This is a genomic window from Methylobacterium thuringiense (assembly GCF_022179645.1).
Classification (GTDB): Bacteria; Pseudomonadota; Alphaproteobacteria; order Rhizobiales; family Beijerinckiaceae; genus Methylobacterium; species Methylobacterium thuringiense.
The window spans coordinates 101,656-115,411 of record NZ_BPRA01000007.1; the positions used below are offsets into that span (position 1 = coordinate 101,656).

General features: G+C 65.8%; 31 protein-coding genes. 22 read left to right on the plus strand and 9 right to left on the minus strand.

The features are described from left to right. The first annotated feature begins 23 nt into the window (after positions 1-23). The 6 genes from MFF07_RS08695 to MFF07_RS08720 all read left to right on the plus strand — a co-directional run bounded on the left by MFF07_RS08695 (position 24) and on the right by MFF07_RS08720 (position 3,248). A complete protein-coding gene (locus tag MFF07_RS08695; protein ID WP_147814769.1) occupies positions 24-950 on the plus strand; it encodes a PhnA-like protein in 927 nt (308 codons plus the stop codon). An 87-nt stretch (positions 951-1,037) separates the two neighbouring features. Continuing rightward, positions 1,038-1,241: a CsbD family protein gene (locus MFF07_RS08700; RefSeq protein WP_147078889.1), complete on the plus strand. Its 204-nt coding sequence runs from the start codon at positions 1,038-1,040 to the stop codon at positions 1,239-1,241. Between the two features lie 73 nt (positions 1,242-1,314). Further along, positions 1,315-1,698: a CsbD family protein gene (locus tag MFF07_RS08705; RefSeq protein ID WP_147814771.1), complete on the plus strand. Its 384-nt coding sequence runs from the start codon at positions 1,315-1,317 to the stop codon at positions 1,696-1,698. Positions 1,699-1,883: 185 nt separating this feature from the next. Continuing rightward, positions 1,884-2,321, plus strand: coding sequence for a BA14K family protein (locus MFF07_RS08710; RefSeq protein WP_147814773.1), 438 nt, complete (start codon positions 1,884-1,886; stop codon positions 2,319-2,321). 43 nt (positions 2,322-2,364) lie between these two features. Continuing rightward, complete coding sequence (locus MFF07_RS08715; RefSeq protein ID WP_147814775.1) at positions 2,365-2,865, plus strand: YidB family protein; 501 nt, start codon at positions 2,365-2,367, stop codon at positions 2,863-2,865. 71 nt (positions 2,866-2,936) lie between these two features. Beyond that, positions 2,937-3,248 carry a hypothetical protein gene (locus MFF07_RS08720; RefSeq protein ID WP_147814777.1) on the plus strand — a complete coding sequence of 104 codons (312 nt, stop codon included), beginning with the start codon at positions 2,937-2,939 and terminating at the stop codon, positions 3,246-3,248. A gap of 40 nt (positions 3,249-3,288) precedes the next feature. Here the strand turns inward: MFF07_RS08720 and MFF07_RS08725 are convergent. Further along, positions 3,289-4,136 (minus strand): IS5 family transposase gene (locus MFF07_RS08725; RefSeq protein WP_373322287.1). Its coding sequence is split into 2 segments (ribosomal slippage): positions 3,289-3,725 and positions 3,725-4,136, totalling 849 coding nucleotides; the frame shifts between segments, so codons are not numbered across the junction. 289 nt (positions 4,137-4,425) lie between these two features. Here MFF07_RS08725 and MFF07_RS08730 point away from each other — a divergent pair. From MFF07_RS08730 to MFF07_RS08785, 12 genes are all read left to right on the plus strand, one after another. Then, positions 4,426-4,620, plus strand: a complete 195-nt coding sequence (locus MFF07_RS08730; RefSeq protein ID WP_238231574.1) for a MucR family transcriptional regulator — start codon at positions 4,426-4,428, stop codon at positions 4,618-4,620. A gap of 189 nt (positions 4,621-4,809) precedes the next feature. Then, the gene (locus tag MFF07_RS08735; protein WP_238231576.1) at positions 4,810-5,430 is read left to right on the plus strand and encodes a hypothetical protein; all 621 of its coding nucleotides are present in this window, start codon (positions 4,810-4,812) and stop codon (positions 5,428-5,430) included. Between the two features lie 507 nt (positions 5,431-5,937). Beyond that, the gene (locus MFF07_RS08740) at positions 5,938-6,270 is read left to right on the plus strand and encodes a hypothetical protein (RefSeq protein WP_238231578.1); all 333 of its coding nucleotides are present in this window, start codon (positions 5,938-5,940) and stop codon (positions 6,268-6,270) included. Further along, positions 6,270-6,437, plus strand: coding sequence for a hypothetical protein (locus tag MFF07_RS08745; protein WP_238231581.1), 168 nt, complete (start codon positions 6,270-6,272; stop codon positions 6,435-6,437). Before MFF07_RS08740 ends, MFF07_RS08745 begins: the two co-directional genes overlap by 1 nt. Beyond that, the gene (locus MFF07_RS08750; RefSeq protein WP_238231583.1) at positions 6,427-6,750 is read left to right on the plus strand and encodes a hypothetical protein; all 324 of its coding nucleotides are present in this window, start codon (positions 6,427-6,429) and stop codon (positions 6,748-6,750) included. Before MFF07_RS08745 ends, MFF07_RS08750 begins: the two co-directional genes overlap by 11 nt. Beyond that, positions 6,747-7,067, plus strand: coding sequence for a hypothetical protein (locus tag MFF07_RS08755; protein WP_238231585.1), 321 nt, complete (start codon positions 6,747-6,749; stop codon positions 7,065-7,067). The genes MFF07_RS08750 and MFF07_RS08755 overlap by 4 nt, the downstream gene beginning before the upstream one ends. After that, positions 7,064-7,258 (plus strand): hypothetical protein, encoded by a 195-nt coding sequence (locus MFF07_RS08760; RefSeq protein ID WP_238231587.1) that lies wholly within the window; start codon positions 7,064-7,066, stop codon positions 7,256-7,258. The genes MFF07_RS08755 and MFF07_RS08760 overlap by 4 nt, the downstream gene beginning before the upstream one ends. Beyond that, positions 7,255-7,806, plus strand: a complete 552-nt coding sequence (locus MFF07_RS08765) for a metal-dependent phosphohydrolase (protein WP_238231589.1) — start codon at positions 7,255-7,257, stop codon at positions 7,804-7,806. Before MFF07_RS08760 ends, MFF07_RS08765 begins: the two co-directional genes overlap by 4 nt. Further along, positions 7,799-8,035: a hypothetical protein gene (locus MFF07_RS08770; RefSeq protein WP_238231591.1), complete on the plus strand. Its 237-nt coding sequence runs from the start codon at positions 7,799-7,801 to the stop codon at positions 8,033-8,035. Before MFF07_RS08765 ends, MFF07_RS08770 begins: the two co-directional genes overlap by 8 nt. Positions 8,036-8,044: 9 nt before the next feature. After that, complete coding sequence (locus MFF07_RS08775) at positions 8,045-8,254, plus strand: hypothetical protein (RefSeq protein ID WP_238231594.1); 210 nt, start codon at positions 8,045-8,047, stop codon at positions 8,252-8,254. Continuing rightward, positions 8,251-8,490, plus strand: coding sequence for a hypothetical protein (locus tag MFF07_RS08780; RefSeq protein ID WP_238231596.1), 240 nt, complete (start codon positions 8,251-8,253; stop codon positions 8,488-8,490). The genes MFF07_RS08775 and MFF07_RS08780 overlap by 4 nt, the downstream gene beginning before the upstream one ends. Next, positions 8,487-8,717: a hypothetical protein gene (locus MFF07_RS08785; RefSeq protein WP_238231598.1), complete on the plus strand. Its 231-nt coding sequence runs from the start codon at positions 8,487-8,489 to the stop codon at positions 8,715-8,717. Before MFF07_RS08780 ends, MFF07_RS08785 begins: the two co-directional genes overlap by 4 nt. Here the strand turns inward: MFF07_RS08785 and MFF07_RS08790 are convergent. Continuing rightward, on the minus strand, positions 8,714-8,896 hold the full coding sequence (locus tag MFF07_RS08790) for a YlcI/YnfO family protein (RefSeq protein WP_238231601.1): 183 nt from the start codon (positions 8,894-8,896) through the stop codon (positions 8,714-8,716). The two genes, MFF07_RS08785 and MFF07_RS08790, sit on opposite strands and share 4 nt — an antisense overlap. A gap of 132 nt (positions 8,897-9,028) precedes the next feature. On the opposite strand from MFF07_RS08790, the gene MFF07_RS08795 reads away from it, so the two are divergent. Together MFF07_RS08795 and thyX are read left to right on the plus strand one after the other, a co-directional pair. Further along, the gene (locus MFF07_RS08795) at positions 9,029-9,262 is read left to right on the plus strand and encodes a DUF3310 domain-containing protein (protein ID WP_238231603.1); all 234 of its coding nucleotides are present in this window, start codon (positions 9,029-9,031) and stop codon (positions 9,260-9,262) included. Next, positions 9,252-9,944 (plus strand): FAD-dependent thymidylate synthase, encoded by a 693-nt coding sequence (thyX, locus tag MFF07_RS08800; protein ID WP_238231605.1) that lies wholly within the window; start codon positions 9,252-9,254, stop codon positions 9,942-9,944. Before MFF07_RS08795 ends, thyX begins: the two co-directional genes overlap by 11 nt. Positions 9,945-10,093: 149 nt before the next feature. Here the strand turns inward: thyX and MFF07_RS08805 are convergent, their stop codons facing one another. Beyond that, positions 10,094-10,627, minus strand: a complete 534-nt coding sequence (locus tag MFF07_RS08805) for a hypothetical protein (protein WP_238231607.1) — start codon at positions 10,625-10,627, stop codon at positions 10,094-10,096. Positions 10,628-10,686: 59 nt separating this feature from the next. Between MFF07_RS08805 and MFF07_RS08810 the strand changes: the two genes are divergently transcribed. Together MFF07_RS08810 and MFF07_RS22505 are read left to right on the plus strand one after the other, a co-directional pair. Then, positions 10,687-10,881, plus strand: a complete 195-nt coding sequence (locus MFF07_RS08810) for a hypothetical protein (protein ID WP_238231609.1) — start codon at positions 10,687-10,689, stop codon at positions 10,879-10,881. Between the two features lie 76 nt (positions 10,882-10,957). Further along, positions 10,958-11,089: a hypothetical protein gene (locus tag MFF07_RS22505; RefSeq protein ID WP_283206819.1), complete on the plus strand. Its 132-nt coding sequence runs from the start codon at positions 10,958-10,960 to the stop codon at positions 11,087-11,089. Between the two features lie 67 nt (positions 11,090-11,156). Here MFF07_RS22505 and MFF07_RS08815 read toward each other — a convergent pair whose 3' ends face one another. From MFF07_RS08815 to MFF07_RS08840, 6 genes are all read right to left on the minus strand, one after another. Next, positions 11,157-11,378 carry a hypothetical protein gene (locus tag MFF07_RS08815; RefSeq protein ID WP_238231611.1) on the minus strand — a complete coding sequence of 74 codons (222 nt, stop codon included), beginning with the start codon at positions 11,376-11,378 and terminating at the stop codon, positions 11,157-11,159. Next, complete coding sequence (locus MFF07_RS08820; protein ID WP_238231613.1) at positions 11,378-11,911, minus strand: hypothetical protein; 534 nt, start codon at positions 11,909-11,911, stop codon at positions 11,378-11,380. The genes MFF07_RS08815 and MFF07_RS08820 overlap by 1 nt, the downstream gene beginning before the upstream one ends. A gap of 2 nt (positions 11,912-11,913) precedes the next feature. Then, complete coding sequence (locus tag MFF07_RS08825) at positions 11,914-12,150, minus strand: hypothetical protein (protein ID WP_238231616.1); 237 nt, start codon at positions 12,148-12,150, stop codon at positions 11,914-11,916. Positions 12,151-12,170: 20 nt separating this feature from the next. After that, the gene (locus MFF07_RS08830) at positions 12,171-12,644 is read right to left on the minus strand and encodes a hypothetical protein (RefSeq protein WP_238231618.1); all 474 of its coding nucleotides are present in this window, start codon (positions 12,642-12,644) and stop codon (positions 12,171-12,173) included. A 155-nt stretch (positions 12,645-12,799) separates the two neighbouring features. Next, positions 12,800-13,237, minus strand: a complete 438-nt coding sequence (locus tag MFF07_RS08835) for a hypothetical protein (RefSeq protein WP_238231620.1) — start codon at positions 13,235-13,237, stop codon at positions 12,800-12,802. Further along, positions 13,237-13,533, minus strand: coding sequence for a hypothetical protein (locus tag MFF07_RS08840; RefSeq protein WP_238231621.1), 297 nt, complete (start codon positions 13,531-13,533; stop codon positions 13,237-13,239). Before MFF07_RS08840 ends, MFF07_RS08835 begins: the two co-directional genes overlap by 1 nt. Between the last annotated feature and the right edge of the window lie 223 nt (positions 13,534-13,756).

Consider the following 13,756-nt stretch of genomic DNA (forward strand, 5'->3'; position numbering starts at 1 on the left):
AAGCGTTTTCCCGGAGTGCAACCGTGTCTTCTTCTCCCAGCATCGTCGCAGCACCCTCCGCTGCCGCCACCGTCCACCTTCACCAGGTCTCGTGGGGTGCCGTTTTTGCCGGCGCCGTGATCGCCCTGGTAGCCCAGGTCATCCTCAACATGGTCGGCGTCGGCGTCGGCCTGTCGACCGTCGGCGGTCCGGCTGCCGACAACCCCGCCGCCTCGACCCTGTCGCTCGGCGCCGGCCTCTGGTTCGTGATCTCCGGCATCGTCGCGGCTCTGGCCGGCGGCTTCCTCGCCGGACGTCTCTCGGGCAAGGCCGCCGGCAACACCGCCGGCTCGCACGGCCTCGTGTCGTGGGCGGTGTCCACGCTCGTCGTGCTCTACCTGCTGACCTCGGCGGTCGGCGGCATCGTCGGCGGCGCGTTCAACGGCGTCACCAGCACGCTCGGCGGCGCCGGCAACCTGATCGGCGGCACCGTGCAGACCGCCGCCCAGGCCGCTGCCCCGTCGCTGTCCAAGATCTCGAACCCGCTCGACGGCATCGAGCAGTCGGTCCGCCAGCAGACCGCCGGCCAGGACCCGCAGGCCGCCAAGGACGCAGCCGTTGCCGCGATCCGCGCCGTGTTCTCGGGTGACCCGGCCCAGAAGGCCCAGGCCGAGAACCGCGCCGCCGACGCCCTCGCCAAGGCCCAGGGCATCCCGGTCGATCAGGCCAAGGCCCAGATCCAGGACTACGAGAAGCAGTACGAGGTCGCCGTCACCGAGGCCAAGAAGAAGGCCATCGCTGCTGCCGAAGCCACCCGCAGCGCCGCCACCCAGGCTGCTCTCTACGGTGCCCTTGCTCTGATCCTCGGCGCCCTCGCCGGCTTCCTCGGTGGCCGTCTCGGCGCTCCGAAGCTCGCAACGTTCGGCACCACGGGCACCACCGGTACCGTCTACGACACCCGTCGCGCCTGATCGCCATTCGGCCCCGGTTCGCCGGGGCCGATCTTCGCCGGTCGGACATGGCCGGTTTCCCTGAACTATCGGACAGGAGCATTTTCGATGAGCAGCACCACCGACAAGATCAAGGGCCTGGCCAACGAGGCCGCCGGCAACGTCAAGCAGGGCGTCGGCAACGTCACCGGCAACGACAAGCTCGTCGCCGAGGGCAAGGCCCAGGAACTCAAGGGCGAAGCCCAGAAGACCGTCGGCGACGTCAAGGACGGCGCGTCCAACCTCGCCGACAAGGTCAAGAGCAAGATCTGACCTTCGCGACATCGGGGCGGCCACGCGGCCGTCCCGCCTCAACCCTTCTCTGCATTCTCGATTGGAGCGGACCATGAACCGCGACGAATTCCGCGGCGCCAAGCGCCACCTCAAGGGTCGCGCCCAGACCGCGATCGGCGGCCTGACCGGCGATCCGCGCCGCCAGGTCCGCGGTGCGGTCGACCAGGTCGCCGGCGGCGCCCAGTATGCCTACGGACGCGCCCGCGATCGTGCCGAGGACCTGATCGAGGACGGTCAGCATCTTGCCCATGAGGCCCGCCGCCGCGGCGAACGTCTCGTCGATGGCGGCTCGCGCTACGCGCGGCAAGCCCGCAGCCGCGGCGAGGCCTATGGCCGCCAGGCAGTCGGTTACGCCGACGACAACCGCGGCACCACGCTGGTAGCGGTCGCAGCGATATCGCTCGCCCTCGGCTGGCTCGTCCGCCGCTCGCGCTGATCCTCCCTCAGAACCGAAAGCCTCCCATGTTCCGTAAGCTCCTCACCGCCTTCCTGCTACCGAAGGTCATCGCCTACGTGAGCCGCCGTTTCAGCGGTCGTGCAGCCAATCCGCGCCGCGGGCGCTGACGCGCCCGCCTGACGACCATCGACGCCCCCACACCGCGTAAAAGAGTTCGAATCCCCATGAAGCTGATCCTGACCGCCGCCACCCTGGCCGCCCTCGTCGTGGCCATGCCCGTGTCGGCATCCCCCGCCCCGATCGCCCCGATCCAGGCCCTCGTCGCCGGTGAACTCCCGACGACGTTCGCCCAGTACGGTCGTTTCGGGCACCGGCACGGATTCCGCGGCGGTCGTGGCTACGGCCGGGGCTATGGCCGCGGTTACGGGTATCGCCGCGGTCCGGGTGCAGGCGCTGCGGTCGGTGCCGGCATCGCGGGCCTCGCCGCCGGCGCGATCATCGGTGGCGCCATCGCCAATTCCCAGGCGCAGGCCGCCCCCGTCTATGCCGGCCCCGGCCCCGGTGCGGATGCCGTCGCCTACTGCGCCCGTCGCTTCCGCTCCTACGACGCGGCGAGCGGCAGCTACCTCGGCAACGACGGCGCGCGCCACGCTTGCCCGTAGGCCGGCACCCGCCACGATCCCGACCACAGGAAAGGAACCGACGATGAGCAAGGGCTATCCCTCGATGACCGCGCTGCTGGGGCTGCTGGCCGTGGCCGGCTACCAGAACCGCGACAAGCTCGCCGAGCTCCTGAAGGGCCACGACACCCCGTCGATCCCTTCCCTGAGCCCGAACCACGGCACCGTCCCTCCGATCTCGAACACCGCATCCAACACCGGCTCCACGGGCGGCCTCGGTAATCTCGGTGGCCTTCTCGGCGGCCTCGGCACCGCCGGCGTCGGCGGTCTCATCGCAAGCGGTCTCACGGAACTCGTCGACCACTTCACCAAAGGTGGCCACGGCGAGACCGCCAACTCCTGGGTCAACCAGGGTGCGAACCGCGACATCCCCGAGGCGGACCTGGAGAAGGCCATCGGCTCGGAGACCCTCGACGGGCTCCAGAAGCAGACCGGCCTGAGCCGCGCCGACATCCTTTCGCGTCTTTCGCGCGACCTGCCGTCGGCCATCGAACGTTACGCCCAGGACGGCCGCCAGCCGGCCTGACCGAAAAACGAACGGTCGGCGCCTCGGGTGTCGACCGTGTCTGGCCTGTCGATACGTCAGCGGAGCTACTCATGACGACCGTCAGGACGCTGATCCACGCCAGTTCCAACGGCGACCGCTGGTTCCTCTGCCACGGCGACGATCCGACCGATGTCTTCGTCTTCCACGAACCGAACGGTCCCTCCGGCGGTACGCCGACGCGGATCGGCATCTTGGAATTCCTCTCGACCGATCTTGGCTCCCCCGAGCGTCGTGATCTCCTTCGGATGATCGGCACGCTCGTCGAGGCGGGGCATTCCCAGCCGGCCCCCCGGGAACCGGGACCGGAGCCCGGTGCCGCAGCGGCCGAGCCGACGCCGGGCGAAGCCGCCAAGACTCTGTGACCCGCGCCACCCCTCCCGACCTGTACGAGTCAGTCCGACATCATATCGTTTTCTGGCAGAGCTTTCGCGTCATGAGGCGGATTGACGCCAAGAGGAGGAATGCGCGCGCCTTGCGGGTTCTGCATTCCCAATCCTTGGCCAGTCGCCGGCAGCGGTTGAGCCATCCGATGGTGCGCTCCACGATCCAGCGCTTGGGCAGCACGGCAAAGCCCTTGGCCTGATCGGAACGCTTGACGATCTCGACCGAGATCTGGCGGCAGACTCGGCGCAGGCCGGTTTGAAAGACCGGTCCCTGATAGCCGCCGTCGGCGTAGAGCTTGAGCAGGAACGGGTAGAGGCCGAACAGCATGGCCATCACCAGCACACCGCCATCGCGGTCGCGGTCCTGGATGTCGGCCGGGTGTACCAGGGCGTGCATCAGGAGACCCTGCGTGTCGACGAGGACGTGCCGCTTCTTGCCCTTGATCTTCTTGCCCGCATCGTAGCCCTGCGGGTCGATCGAGGCCCCCTTTTTTCGGCGCCCTTGACGCTCTGGCTATCGATGACCCCCGCCGTCGGGCTGGCGTCCCGCCCGGCCTGTTCCCGGCAGGCCACGTAGAGTGTGTGGTGGATCCGATCGAGCGTCCCGTCGTAGTCCCACAGGTCGAGATAATCGTGCACCGTCGAGCGCGCCGGCAGGTCCTTCGGGATCGCCCGCCACTGGCAGCCTGTGCTCAGCACGTACATCAGGCCATTCACGACTGCGCGGAGATCGACGCTGCGCTTGCCGCCACCGCGCTTGGCCGGCGGGATCAGCGGGGCGATCAGCACCCATTCCGCGTCCGTCAGATCGCTCGGATAGCGCAAGTTGCTCCGATCGTACCGGGCCCGGTTCTCGTTCGTCCACATCGGCTGCCTCCCAATATCGGCTGCCTTCAATCACAAACCGCTCGCATCATTCAATATGACGCCGGACAGACACTCAGATCAATGAGTCCAGTTAACCGTTGTTGTGCGATTCAAAGAATTTCACTTCGAAAAAATCAATTATGTGTGTGCGCTTCGAGTTTAAGAATGCGCACGTGGATGGCACTTATACTGCTACACTCGAAATGGTCCATTTATCAAATGACATCGGTGCTGCTTTCGTTTCGAAAATTCGCTCTCGGCGTCGGAACTGGCTGGGCTGCTCATCAACGTGCATGCTGCCGTCGACAGGCTGGCGAAAGGCGAAGCAGCACTGCCGGCCGAGGCCGAGGTCGATAAGCCAACCCCCGCTCAGGTGCGCAAATCGATCACGCCGGATGCGCTGGTCTCTTTTGTTGATGGTAAGTCGCACAAGACGCTGAAGCGCCACCTTGGAAAGCATGGTTGGGCGGTTCGCGAAGGGTAGGTGGTGGGCCCGGCAGGACTCGAACCTGCAACCAGACCGTTATGAGCGCACCGATTTCATCGAGTTCCAGAGGGGATTTCGATGGAAGCTCACAGAACCGAAGGCGAACAGACGGCTTTGATCCGTCCGTTTCATTGGCGAAGCGTTGGTTCGCCTCGCGCTTATGCGAGCGGCGTCACTGAGGATCGCTTGCTGAAAGTCAGAGAGCGGGTCGGGGATCTGTTCAATCGCGACGATCTGGGCTGGGCTTGGTCGCGGCGCGACTGCCCCACCACGATCGACCTGTTTCTCGGCGCGTACGCGAAAGGCCATTTGTCCGTCGGCCTAGCCCGCATTCCGCTGCGGCACTGTTTGGCCGCGCACGCTGCCGACCCCTACCCTACCGGCAACGAGAGCAAGCGCCACGCGCGCATGAAACACGCCGCGGTGTTGTGGATGCGGGAGTGCGGCGCCGCAGATGCTCGTGATGAAGTCGAGTGCGCGGCTGGTCGAGCAGATGCTTATAGCGCTACCGCTGATTGGGCAGTCGAGTGCGGCAACACCCGGATCGGCAAGTTGGTCTCCTGCATTGAGTGCAGCAAGAGGCCGCTTTTCACGCTCATCCCGTACCAGAACGAGCACCGCCCGGATGGGCGCGTGCGATCGCTCGTGGGGGTTCACTTCGCATGGAGCCCTCAGCTCACGACAGCCGTACGGGAGCGCCTTGATCGACGGGCCGAAGCAGCGGCCGAAGCCATGCGCGCGACGTTCGACAACATTTTCTCAAACCTAGCCTCGGCCCCCGCAGCCTCGCAGGAGGCCCGGATATGAGCGGCGGCATGCAACGCGCATTCGCCGCCGCCGCGCGCACCCGATGGGATGGCACGCTGTCTCCGGAGATGCGTCGGTTCCTTGAACTGCTTCGAGACGCCGGAGGGCCGGCTTCACCCGCATCCAGTCATGGCGAGCAGAGGCCGCGGCGGACGTGCAAGACGCTCGGCCTCGCCGAACGCGTCCTGTGTGGCGACGGGCGAACGCGTTGGCGGATCACGATCGTAGGCCTGAGAGCGCTCGCCCAGTCTGCCCCCTCCCCCACCGACACCCGCGATGCGCAGCGAGAGCAGAGGGAGGAGGGACGATGAGCAAAGATCACATGGCGCGCCCTACCGGGCCAGGCTGGTCGGCTTCGCCCGAGCCCAAGGTCTCGGCCCTGACGGGCGACCATCCTTCGCGCGGCGCGACACCCTTGACTGCCCGCTGTTCGTCAGCGGTGGGGCTTTCATACGATCTGTTGGCAAGCCTGAGCGCATCAGGCGCTCTAACCTATGGAGCGCTGTGATGAGCGATTGCTACACACCTGTCTCTGAGCGATGCGAGCAGCAAGCATCTCTTATGACGGATGAAGGACGCGATGAGGCGGCCACCGTCCTTTGGGAAGCTGATGCTCTCATCCGAGCCCTGGAGATTGAGAATGGGAGACTGCGGCACGCCGTAGTCATTGCGGATCTTCAGATTGGCGACGGCCATATCGAGGCATCACGGAGGACGCTTCACGCGGCGCTCGATGATGCTCCGCACCCGGCTGTGAAGACGCCCGCTGAATTGCAGCGCGAGGCACAGGGCACCGCTCCGTTCATCGGCTTGCCGCTCGGGAATGGGGAGTGGGTCTGATGGCCGCCATCGCAATCGTAGCGACATGGTGGGCCGGAATTGGCCTCGTCATTGGCGTCAACCGTCAGCGCGTTCAGCCCGGCCCTGCCGATGGCCTGCGCTGGGCGGCGGCCTGGGCCTTCGCGTGGCCCTTCCTCTGGCTCGTGGAGAGCGCAAATGGCGAATGACCAAGACACGCTACACGCCGACCTGTCTGAACTGCTGACGATCCTCGGCATGGGCGACCACGCTCGGCCGCAAAGCCCGCACGAGGTCTTTCAGGAGGCTTTGAGCGTGCTGCGTTTGCGGCTCGCTTCCCCGCAACAGCCCACGGGCACGGGCGACCCGGATCGACCGGTCGCGTCAGGGATCGAAGCGGCGACAGCCGACGAAACGCGCAGCGGTTCGGCCGAAGGCAAGAGCCCGGTCAACGAAGTTGAGACGCCCGACTACCCATCCCCCGTATCCGTAGAGACGCAGACCGAAGGGGGTCGGACGTGAGCACGAGCGAGATGGTGGAGCGCGTTGCCGAGGCGATTGCGCAGGCCAACCGAGAGCCGTTCTATCTGAGCCCAGAGCTATACCGCCAGATGGCCCGCGCGGCGATCGAGGCCATGCGCGAGCCGACCGAGGCCATGACAAGGGCAGGCGTCGATTTCGCCCTCGGCGTCTCCTTAAGCGGCGAGTACCGATGGCCCGACTACATCGGCGACATGCACCGTCGCCAGATCGACGCGGCGCTTGCTCCTGACACCCCTCCCCGACCCAACAGCGACGGGGTCGGGGATACGGCGAACCGAGAGGAGCAATCGATATGAGCGGACGCAGAGAAGCCCTGGAGCGCGCTATGGAGCGGCAAGAGCAGCAACTGGAGCGGGACTATCAGGCTGGTCGCCTTTCGCCTGAGCAATATGCCGAGGAGCAGCGCGAACTGGCCCGCGAGGCCCAGCAGGAAGCGCGCGCCGCCATGGACGAGGATTTTGCAGACCTTATGGACGATTGGCGATGACCCGCACCATCCTTCCTCGCCTTCGCCGCACAGCCGCCGACGCGGAAGCCTTCGCACGGGTCGTCCATGCCGATCAGGTTGATAAGGCAGGCCGGCCGTATGTCGAGCATCTGAGCCGAGTCGCGAAGAGTGCATGCCGCAAGGCGCTTGAGCGCGGCTTCGCCCTACACAGCCCGGAATTGGACGAGCTTCTACAGACCGCGTGGCTTCACGACGTGATCGAGGACCGAGGCCACTGCGTTCAATCGCTTATGATGGAGGGCTTCTCTAGGGAAGTCGGCGTGGCTGTGTTCACTCTCTCGCGGTTTCCCGGCGAGCCTTACGACGCCTTTATTCACCGCGTGGTCTCACCGAGAACTGTCGATTTTCCGGCAGCGGGAACCCTCACCGTCCTCATCGTCAAGCTCGCCGACATGGAGGACAACGCTGATCCAGAGCGCCTAGCGCTTCTGCCGGATGACGTGAGGGCAAGGCTGGAGCGAAAGTACGGCGAGCCGCTGGAGATGCTGCGCGCGGCCGTGGAGCGGGGAGCGGGACGTGATGGCTGAGACGAACGAGATGGTGGAGCGGGTCATTGATGGTACGCGGATCGTATCAGATCCCACCGGCCCGGAATTGGCTGACCGCATCGAGGCGTGGTTGCGCGGCGGCCATTACAGGCCGGGCGACAACCTCCCCGGCTCGCTTCAGGCGAGCATCGGCTCGTTGGTATGCTCCCATTTGCCTCTAGTACTCGCGGGGTTGCGCGCCCTCCCGCCGCAGCCCGATCCGTCCTAATCTCACCCGATGCCCGACTCGCCCTCAGCCTCCGAGACCATCGCCGCAGCAAACGCGCTCCTCGCGGAGGCGCTGGGCACACTCGAAGCGCTCGGAGTCGATGTTGTGATCGACGGTAATCCGCCGCGGTATTGGGTCGTCGGGATGCCGCGGACCGAGGGCGAGGTGATCGCGCTGGCCATGAAGCTGGCGCCGACGCTGTCGGGGCGAACGCAGTGACGGACGATACCCCAGCCACCCGCTTCGACCGCTACCTCGCCCAGGTCGAGCGCGATCCGGCGTGGCAGGCCCGACAGGCTCGGATCAGGCGGCTGACTTCCTTGCAAAAAGCGCAAAGAACTGCCGGCGGCAGGGCGCGAGGCAGAAGGCTGCTGCATCCGTTCTACGGCGGGCCGGCGGTCGGGCTGACGATCGTCGCCGTCGGGCTTCTCGGGCACTGGATCGGGCTGTGGTGAGCGATCTCACCGCCCGCCAGATCGCCGCCATCCGCGCCTGCGGTGCGCATCCCGGCGGCCTTCGGATCAGCGCCTATCCGGGGACCATGCCGGGGCTTGTGGCTCTCGGGCTCGTCGAGCCGCGTCCGAAGGCCTTGCCATCGGAGCGCAGGCTCATGGGGTGGTTCCTGACGCCGGCCGGGAAAGAGCGGCTGCGGCTGGTCGGGACGGGTGAGCCGGGGGATTAGTCGGGCTTCGGCTTGCGGGTGGCGCGTTCGCGGCGGGTGAGTTCAGCTTCCACCGCCGCCTTCAGAAACCCGTTCATCGACTCCTTCGCCTTCAGGACCGCTTTGATGCGGGCCATCGTGCCAGTCGCAAAGCGCGCTGACGTCTTCTCGTCGGGATCGTTGACCTGCGTGCGCCCCATGCGGCGCGGTGTGTCCGATGCGAGCCCGGCGGTCAATTCAGCCTCGGAAAGATGGTGGCATCAACTAGCTTCGATCAGATTTTGATGGTAGCATCTAATCTGTTTAGAAGCCACCACCTATCGCGAGGCCTCATGCCGTCCGATCAGCCGCACGACCCCGTGAACAGCCCGAAGCACTACACGTCCCACCCTTCCGGCGTGGAGACGATAACCGTCGTGGAGCACATGAGCTTCAACGTCGGCAACGCGATGAAATACCTCTGGCGGGCGGGCCATAAGTCGAACTCTCCGATCGAGGATTTGCGCAAGGCGCAGTGGTACGTCACCCGCGAGATTGCTCGCCTTGGAGGTCCGAATGGCCAGTGATCGCATCGACGTTCTCGACCACGGCTATGTCCGTTTGGTCGAATCCATGGGCAGCGACTTGTCCATCTCGCGCGCCGCTCGCGTCAGCTACGACGCGGCATGGCGGGCCGGCGAGGACCAGGGCTCCGACGAGCGCCTGATCCGCTACCTCTGGAAGAACCGGCACACGACGCCGTTTGAGGCGGTCGAGTTCCAGTTCGAGGTCTACGCACCGATCTTCGTGTTCCGGCAGTGGCACCGGCATCGGACGTGGAGCTTCAACGAGCTATCGGCCCGCTACCGCGAATTGCCCGAGGTCTTCTACGTGCCAGAGCCGGAACTGATCGGCGAGCAGTCGAAGGACAACAAGCAGGGTCGCAGCCTCAGCGCCGACATGCTCGGCAACCGCCAGCACCTCGCCTCTCAGATGCGGCAAGCGGCTGAGGCGTCATTCGCGACCTATCGCTACCTGCTCGCCCAGGGCGCGCCCCGCGAACTGGCCCGCTCCGTCCTGCCGGTCAGCACCTACAGCCACATGTTCGCGAAGGTCGATCTGCTGAACCTGCTGCGGTTCCTCGACCTACGCTGTCACTCGCATGCACAGCACGAAATCCGCGTCTACGCCGAGGCGATGCGAGAGATGGCCAAGGCTGTCGTGCCGGTAGCGATGGCCGCTTGGGACGAAGGCCGCGCGGCCGCATGAGATGCCCGCGGTCAGTAGCGGCGGATCAGTATGCCACCGCGAATACCGAGGGACAGGGCCGGGGGAGGCGTGCCAGCAGCCGCGGTAATACGCTTCCCCCGGCCCGCCTTACCCCCTCCCCTCCATCACGAGGGGCGGGAGATCCGAAATCAGAAGGAGAGAAGGCGATGAGAATGCACCGTTACGGCAATCACTACGACTACGACGAACATCTCCGCCGCATGGCCGAGCCTGAGCATGTCAGGAAGCTTCGGCAGCAGGCCGAGCGCATCGACCACGACCGGCGACGTGCGACCCGAAACATGATGGCCGAATATGAGGCCGATCGCCTTCGGCGGCAGATCCGCAATGCCGGCGAAAGCCCGGTCGCCTGATCCCAACTCACCCGAGCACACCGGAGGACCGACGTGAGCGAGACGAGAACTCTGGTTGATCGCCTTCGCGGCAAATACCGCGTTGCTATCCGCGACGGGCTCGGCCCGGCCGGCGGTGAGGAGCCGGACAATCCCGACGAGTTTGTGCGGACATTCCAGACGTCGCCGATCCAGCACGAGGCTGCGGCCGAGATTGAGCGCCTTCGCGAGGCTCTGGCCGTGATCGCGGGCGGAGACGGCGACCCAGCCATCATTGCTCAACAGACGCTGGACGGGACCGAGGGAGGCTGATCGCAACGCCAAGGTCAAGTCTCTCGAAGCACAGCTTGAGCGGCTGCGGGGGATGCGGTTTTAGGAGGAGAGGAAACGTGAGCGAACCGAAGTATACGCTGCGTCTTACCGAGCGGGAGCTTTGGGCTCTCAAGAACGGCTTTGACGCGTCGTTCAACGGCGAGATCGGGAATGAAGTCGAGATCGAGGCTGCCCGAAAGGTCAGTGCAGCTTGGTATGCAGCGCAGGCCGACGCAAAAAGCCGCCGAAAAGAGCCTGCGGCGATAGCCTGAATTAGGAGGGGCGGTCCTAGAACGAACTAGACCCGACGCACCGCTACGGTGCCCGGGCCTGAGAAGACGGGAGAGGATGATGGGCGTCTTTGCTGTGATCGGCCTGTTGGTCGGCTTTTACGGGCTCGGCACGCACCAGCCCAAGGTGTGCTTCCTGGCGCTGATGCTTTTCGGCCTCGGCGTCGCCGCAGACACGCACGGGTACTGAAACGAAATATGGCCCAGCCGCATCTCTGCGACTGGGCCACGTCCAGGGTCTTCGGGTTGGGAGGAGCTTAATCCCCGCCGCGGCCCACGACGCAGGGTTTCCGCATGATCTCGTCTGGCGTCTCGACAACACACCGGCCCGGCAGCGAGCCGTTGAACAGGATGTGCGACTTGCCGCCGTTGCAGTCCCGCGAAACGACCGGGCTGATCGTCGTGATGAGGTCGCGGTTGACCATGACGGGGACGTGGACGCCGTCACTGAGCGCCACGAGCAAAACGAAGCAGCGCATTACGACGCCCGCCCCTGCTCCACGATGAGCGTCTGCTCGATCCACCGAGCTACCGGCGACAGATCGGGTTTGGCGAGCACCAAGAGAGCGATCAGGGCCGTGCTGGCGATCCAGAGCCCCGCCAGCGCCCATTTCGTCCGAGCGCCGACCTTGTCGCCGAAGAACCCCGGCGCGGTCGTGTAGACCAGCCCGAACACGATGAGGCCGAAGGACGTGGCGTTGACGATCGGCTGTTCGAGGAGCCAAACCGGGCGGCCCGCCAGCCGGTAGAACAGGGCGACGAGGCTGCCGAGCACCATGCAGAAGCAGAGCACGAAGGCCGCGAGCCCCGCCCATTGCTTCGGCGCCGGCCAGCCGGGCGTGACGAAGCAACTGGCCGCCGTTGGCGCGTAGGCCGGGACCATCATCGCCATGACCGTGAGAGCGATCACGCGCATCGCTTCGGCGACACTGCTGTGCTCGACGGTGCGAAAGACGGCATACATCAGGAGGGCGACCGCGAGAGTCACCCAGGTCGCGTAACTTTTCAGCACGATCACAGGTCCGAAACCTCTTCCCGGTGGCTCGCGTTGGCCAGCACGTCGCCAAGAATGCGCTGAACGCGAGAGTTGGCCGTGTCGAGTTGATGGCTGGCGGCGACCGCGCGCAGGGCCTGGACGCCGCTTTCCTCACTGGCCTGCATGACGGCGCGTCCCGACGCGTCTGCCTCCGCATCGAGGGGCGTCACGATCGGTGCCGGCGCACGGTGGCGCCACGGGGCCTGGAACAGCATGGCGAACCTCCGGCCCCAACTCACGAGACGCCTCCGGTCCTCGCGAACCCATGCGGGGTCTGGACGAGAGGGCGGTCGATTTTCGCCGACAAGTTGGAGATGTCGACCTCGATCCGATTGACCGCTTCTTTGATCGAGTAGCTTGTCGCCCTCTGGTCGGCCGCCGAGTCCCGCAGGGCCGACCCAATGCTCTCCATTAAGCGCGCCGTAGTCTGCGAGGTCTCGGTGTTCTTCGAGAGGACGGCCGTCGCGTCCGCCTGCGATGACAAGGAGGCTCGGTTTTCCGTGATACGCTTCTCCTGAATATCGAGGAGCTGGGACTGCCATTTGTCGCGTTCCTTGTCTCGGGATGCGTGCAAGGATCGGATGTAGATCACGAGCGCCGCGATCCCGAAGAGCGCCAAGATCAGAAGCGCCCCGAGCACGCCCCCTTCGGTAACGATCTTGGAGCCAGCTTCGGTCACGCTAGACGGCAAACTGGCAGGGACATCCATCGCCGCAGGCTCAATAAAATCCACAGCGCGTTAGGCTTCAGGGTCCATCGCCTGAGCGACATGCCAGCCCCAGATCCAGGCCACGGCAAATCCAGCCCGCGCACAGGCAAGGCCGGCAAAGACGGCGGCGGTTGGGAGGTGTTCTTCGGCCATGGTCAGCGCCTCGCGATCGCAGCCGCACCGGCCCGAACCGCCTGCACGACGGGGGCGACGATGAAGAAGCTGAGAAGGATCTTGCCCTGCCAGTCGTCGTACGGAGCCGGCGGCTTCGGGACGCCCCAGGCGCCGACGACATGCGAACCGAACGGCGTCCAGAATGGCAGGCTGTCGAAATAAATGCCGGCCGCATGCAGGGCCGGCGGCACGGCGATCAGGTAGACGATCCAGGGATATGCCGCCTGGGAGGCCGCCTTGAGCTTGTTCGCTTCCACCGCGGCTTGCAGCGTGGCGATGTTCTGCTCCTTCTCGGAGCCGATGCCGGCGACGGCGATGTCCCGGCCGCTGGCGTCACGCTGCCGAAAGTAGGCAAGCACCGGCTCGGCGATGCCAGAGCCGAGGAGCTTGACGAGGAAGCCGCCGAGGAGCGCGAGCATCAGTTGCGCTCCCCAGGCCCAGGCTGCACCTTCGTGTCGAGGACCGTCACAGGCCGATACGCCAGCGCGAACCGCACGGCGAACAGGATCACGCCAGCCCAGGCCGCCTGCGTCGGCGTGAAGCCCAGAGACCCGAAGTTGATCTCGCCGATGCTCTGCAGAAGCGCGAGCGCGAACGCGCCGAGGATGGCGAACAGGTCGAAGATCCGGCCCCACCAGCTTTTCTGGATCACGGTGGTGACGGTGGCCGTCTCAGTCGGGGTGACGAGCGTGACCGGCGGGAGTTCTTGGGACAAGGGCGTTCGTCCTTTCAGGCATGGCGGGAGAGCCGACGCGGGTGGGCGGCGGCTCTCAGGTCTTGATGCGGCGGATGGTGTTGTGGGTGGCGACCGGACTGGCGCGACGGCTCAGTGGTCGGTCAGCGGGATTTCGAGAGCGTAAGCCTCGCGCCAGACGTCGGCGTGGTAGGCTTTCACGGTGCCGTAGTTGGCGTCGAAAACGTCGATCGGCGGCGTCTCC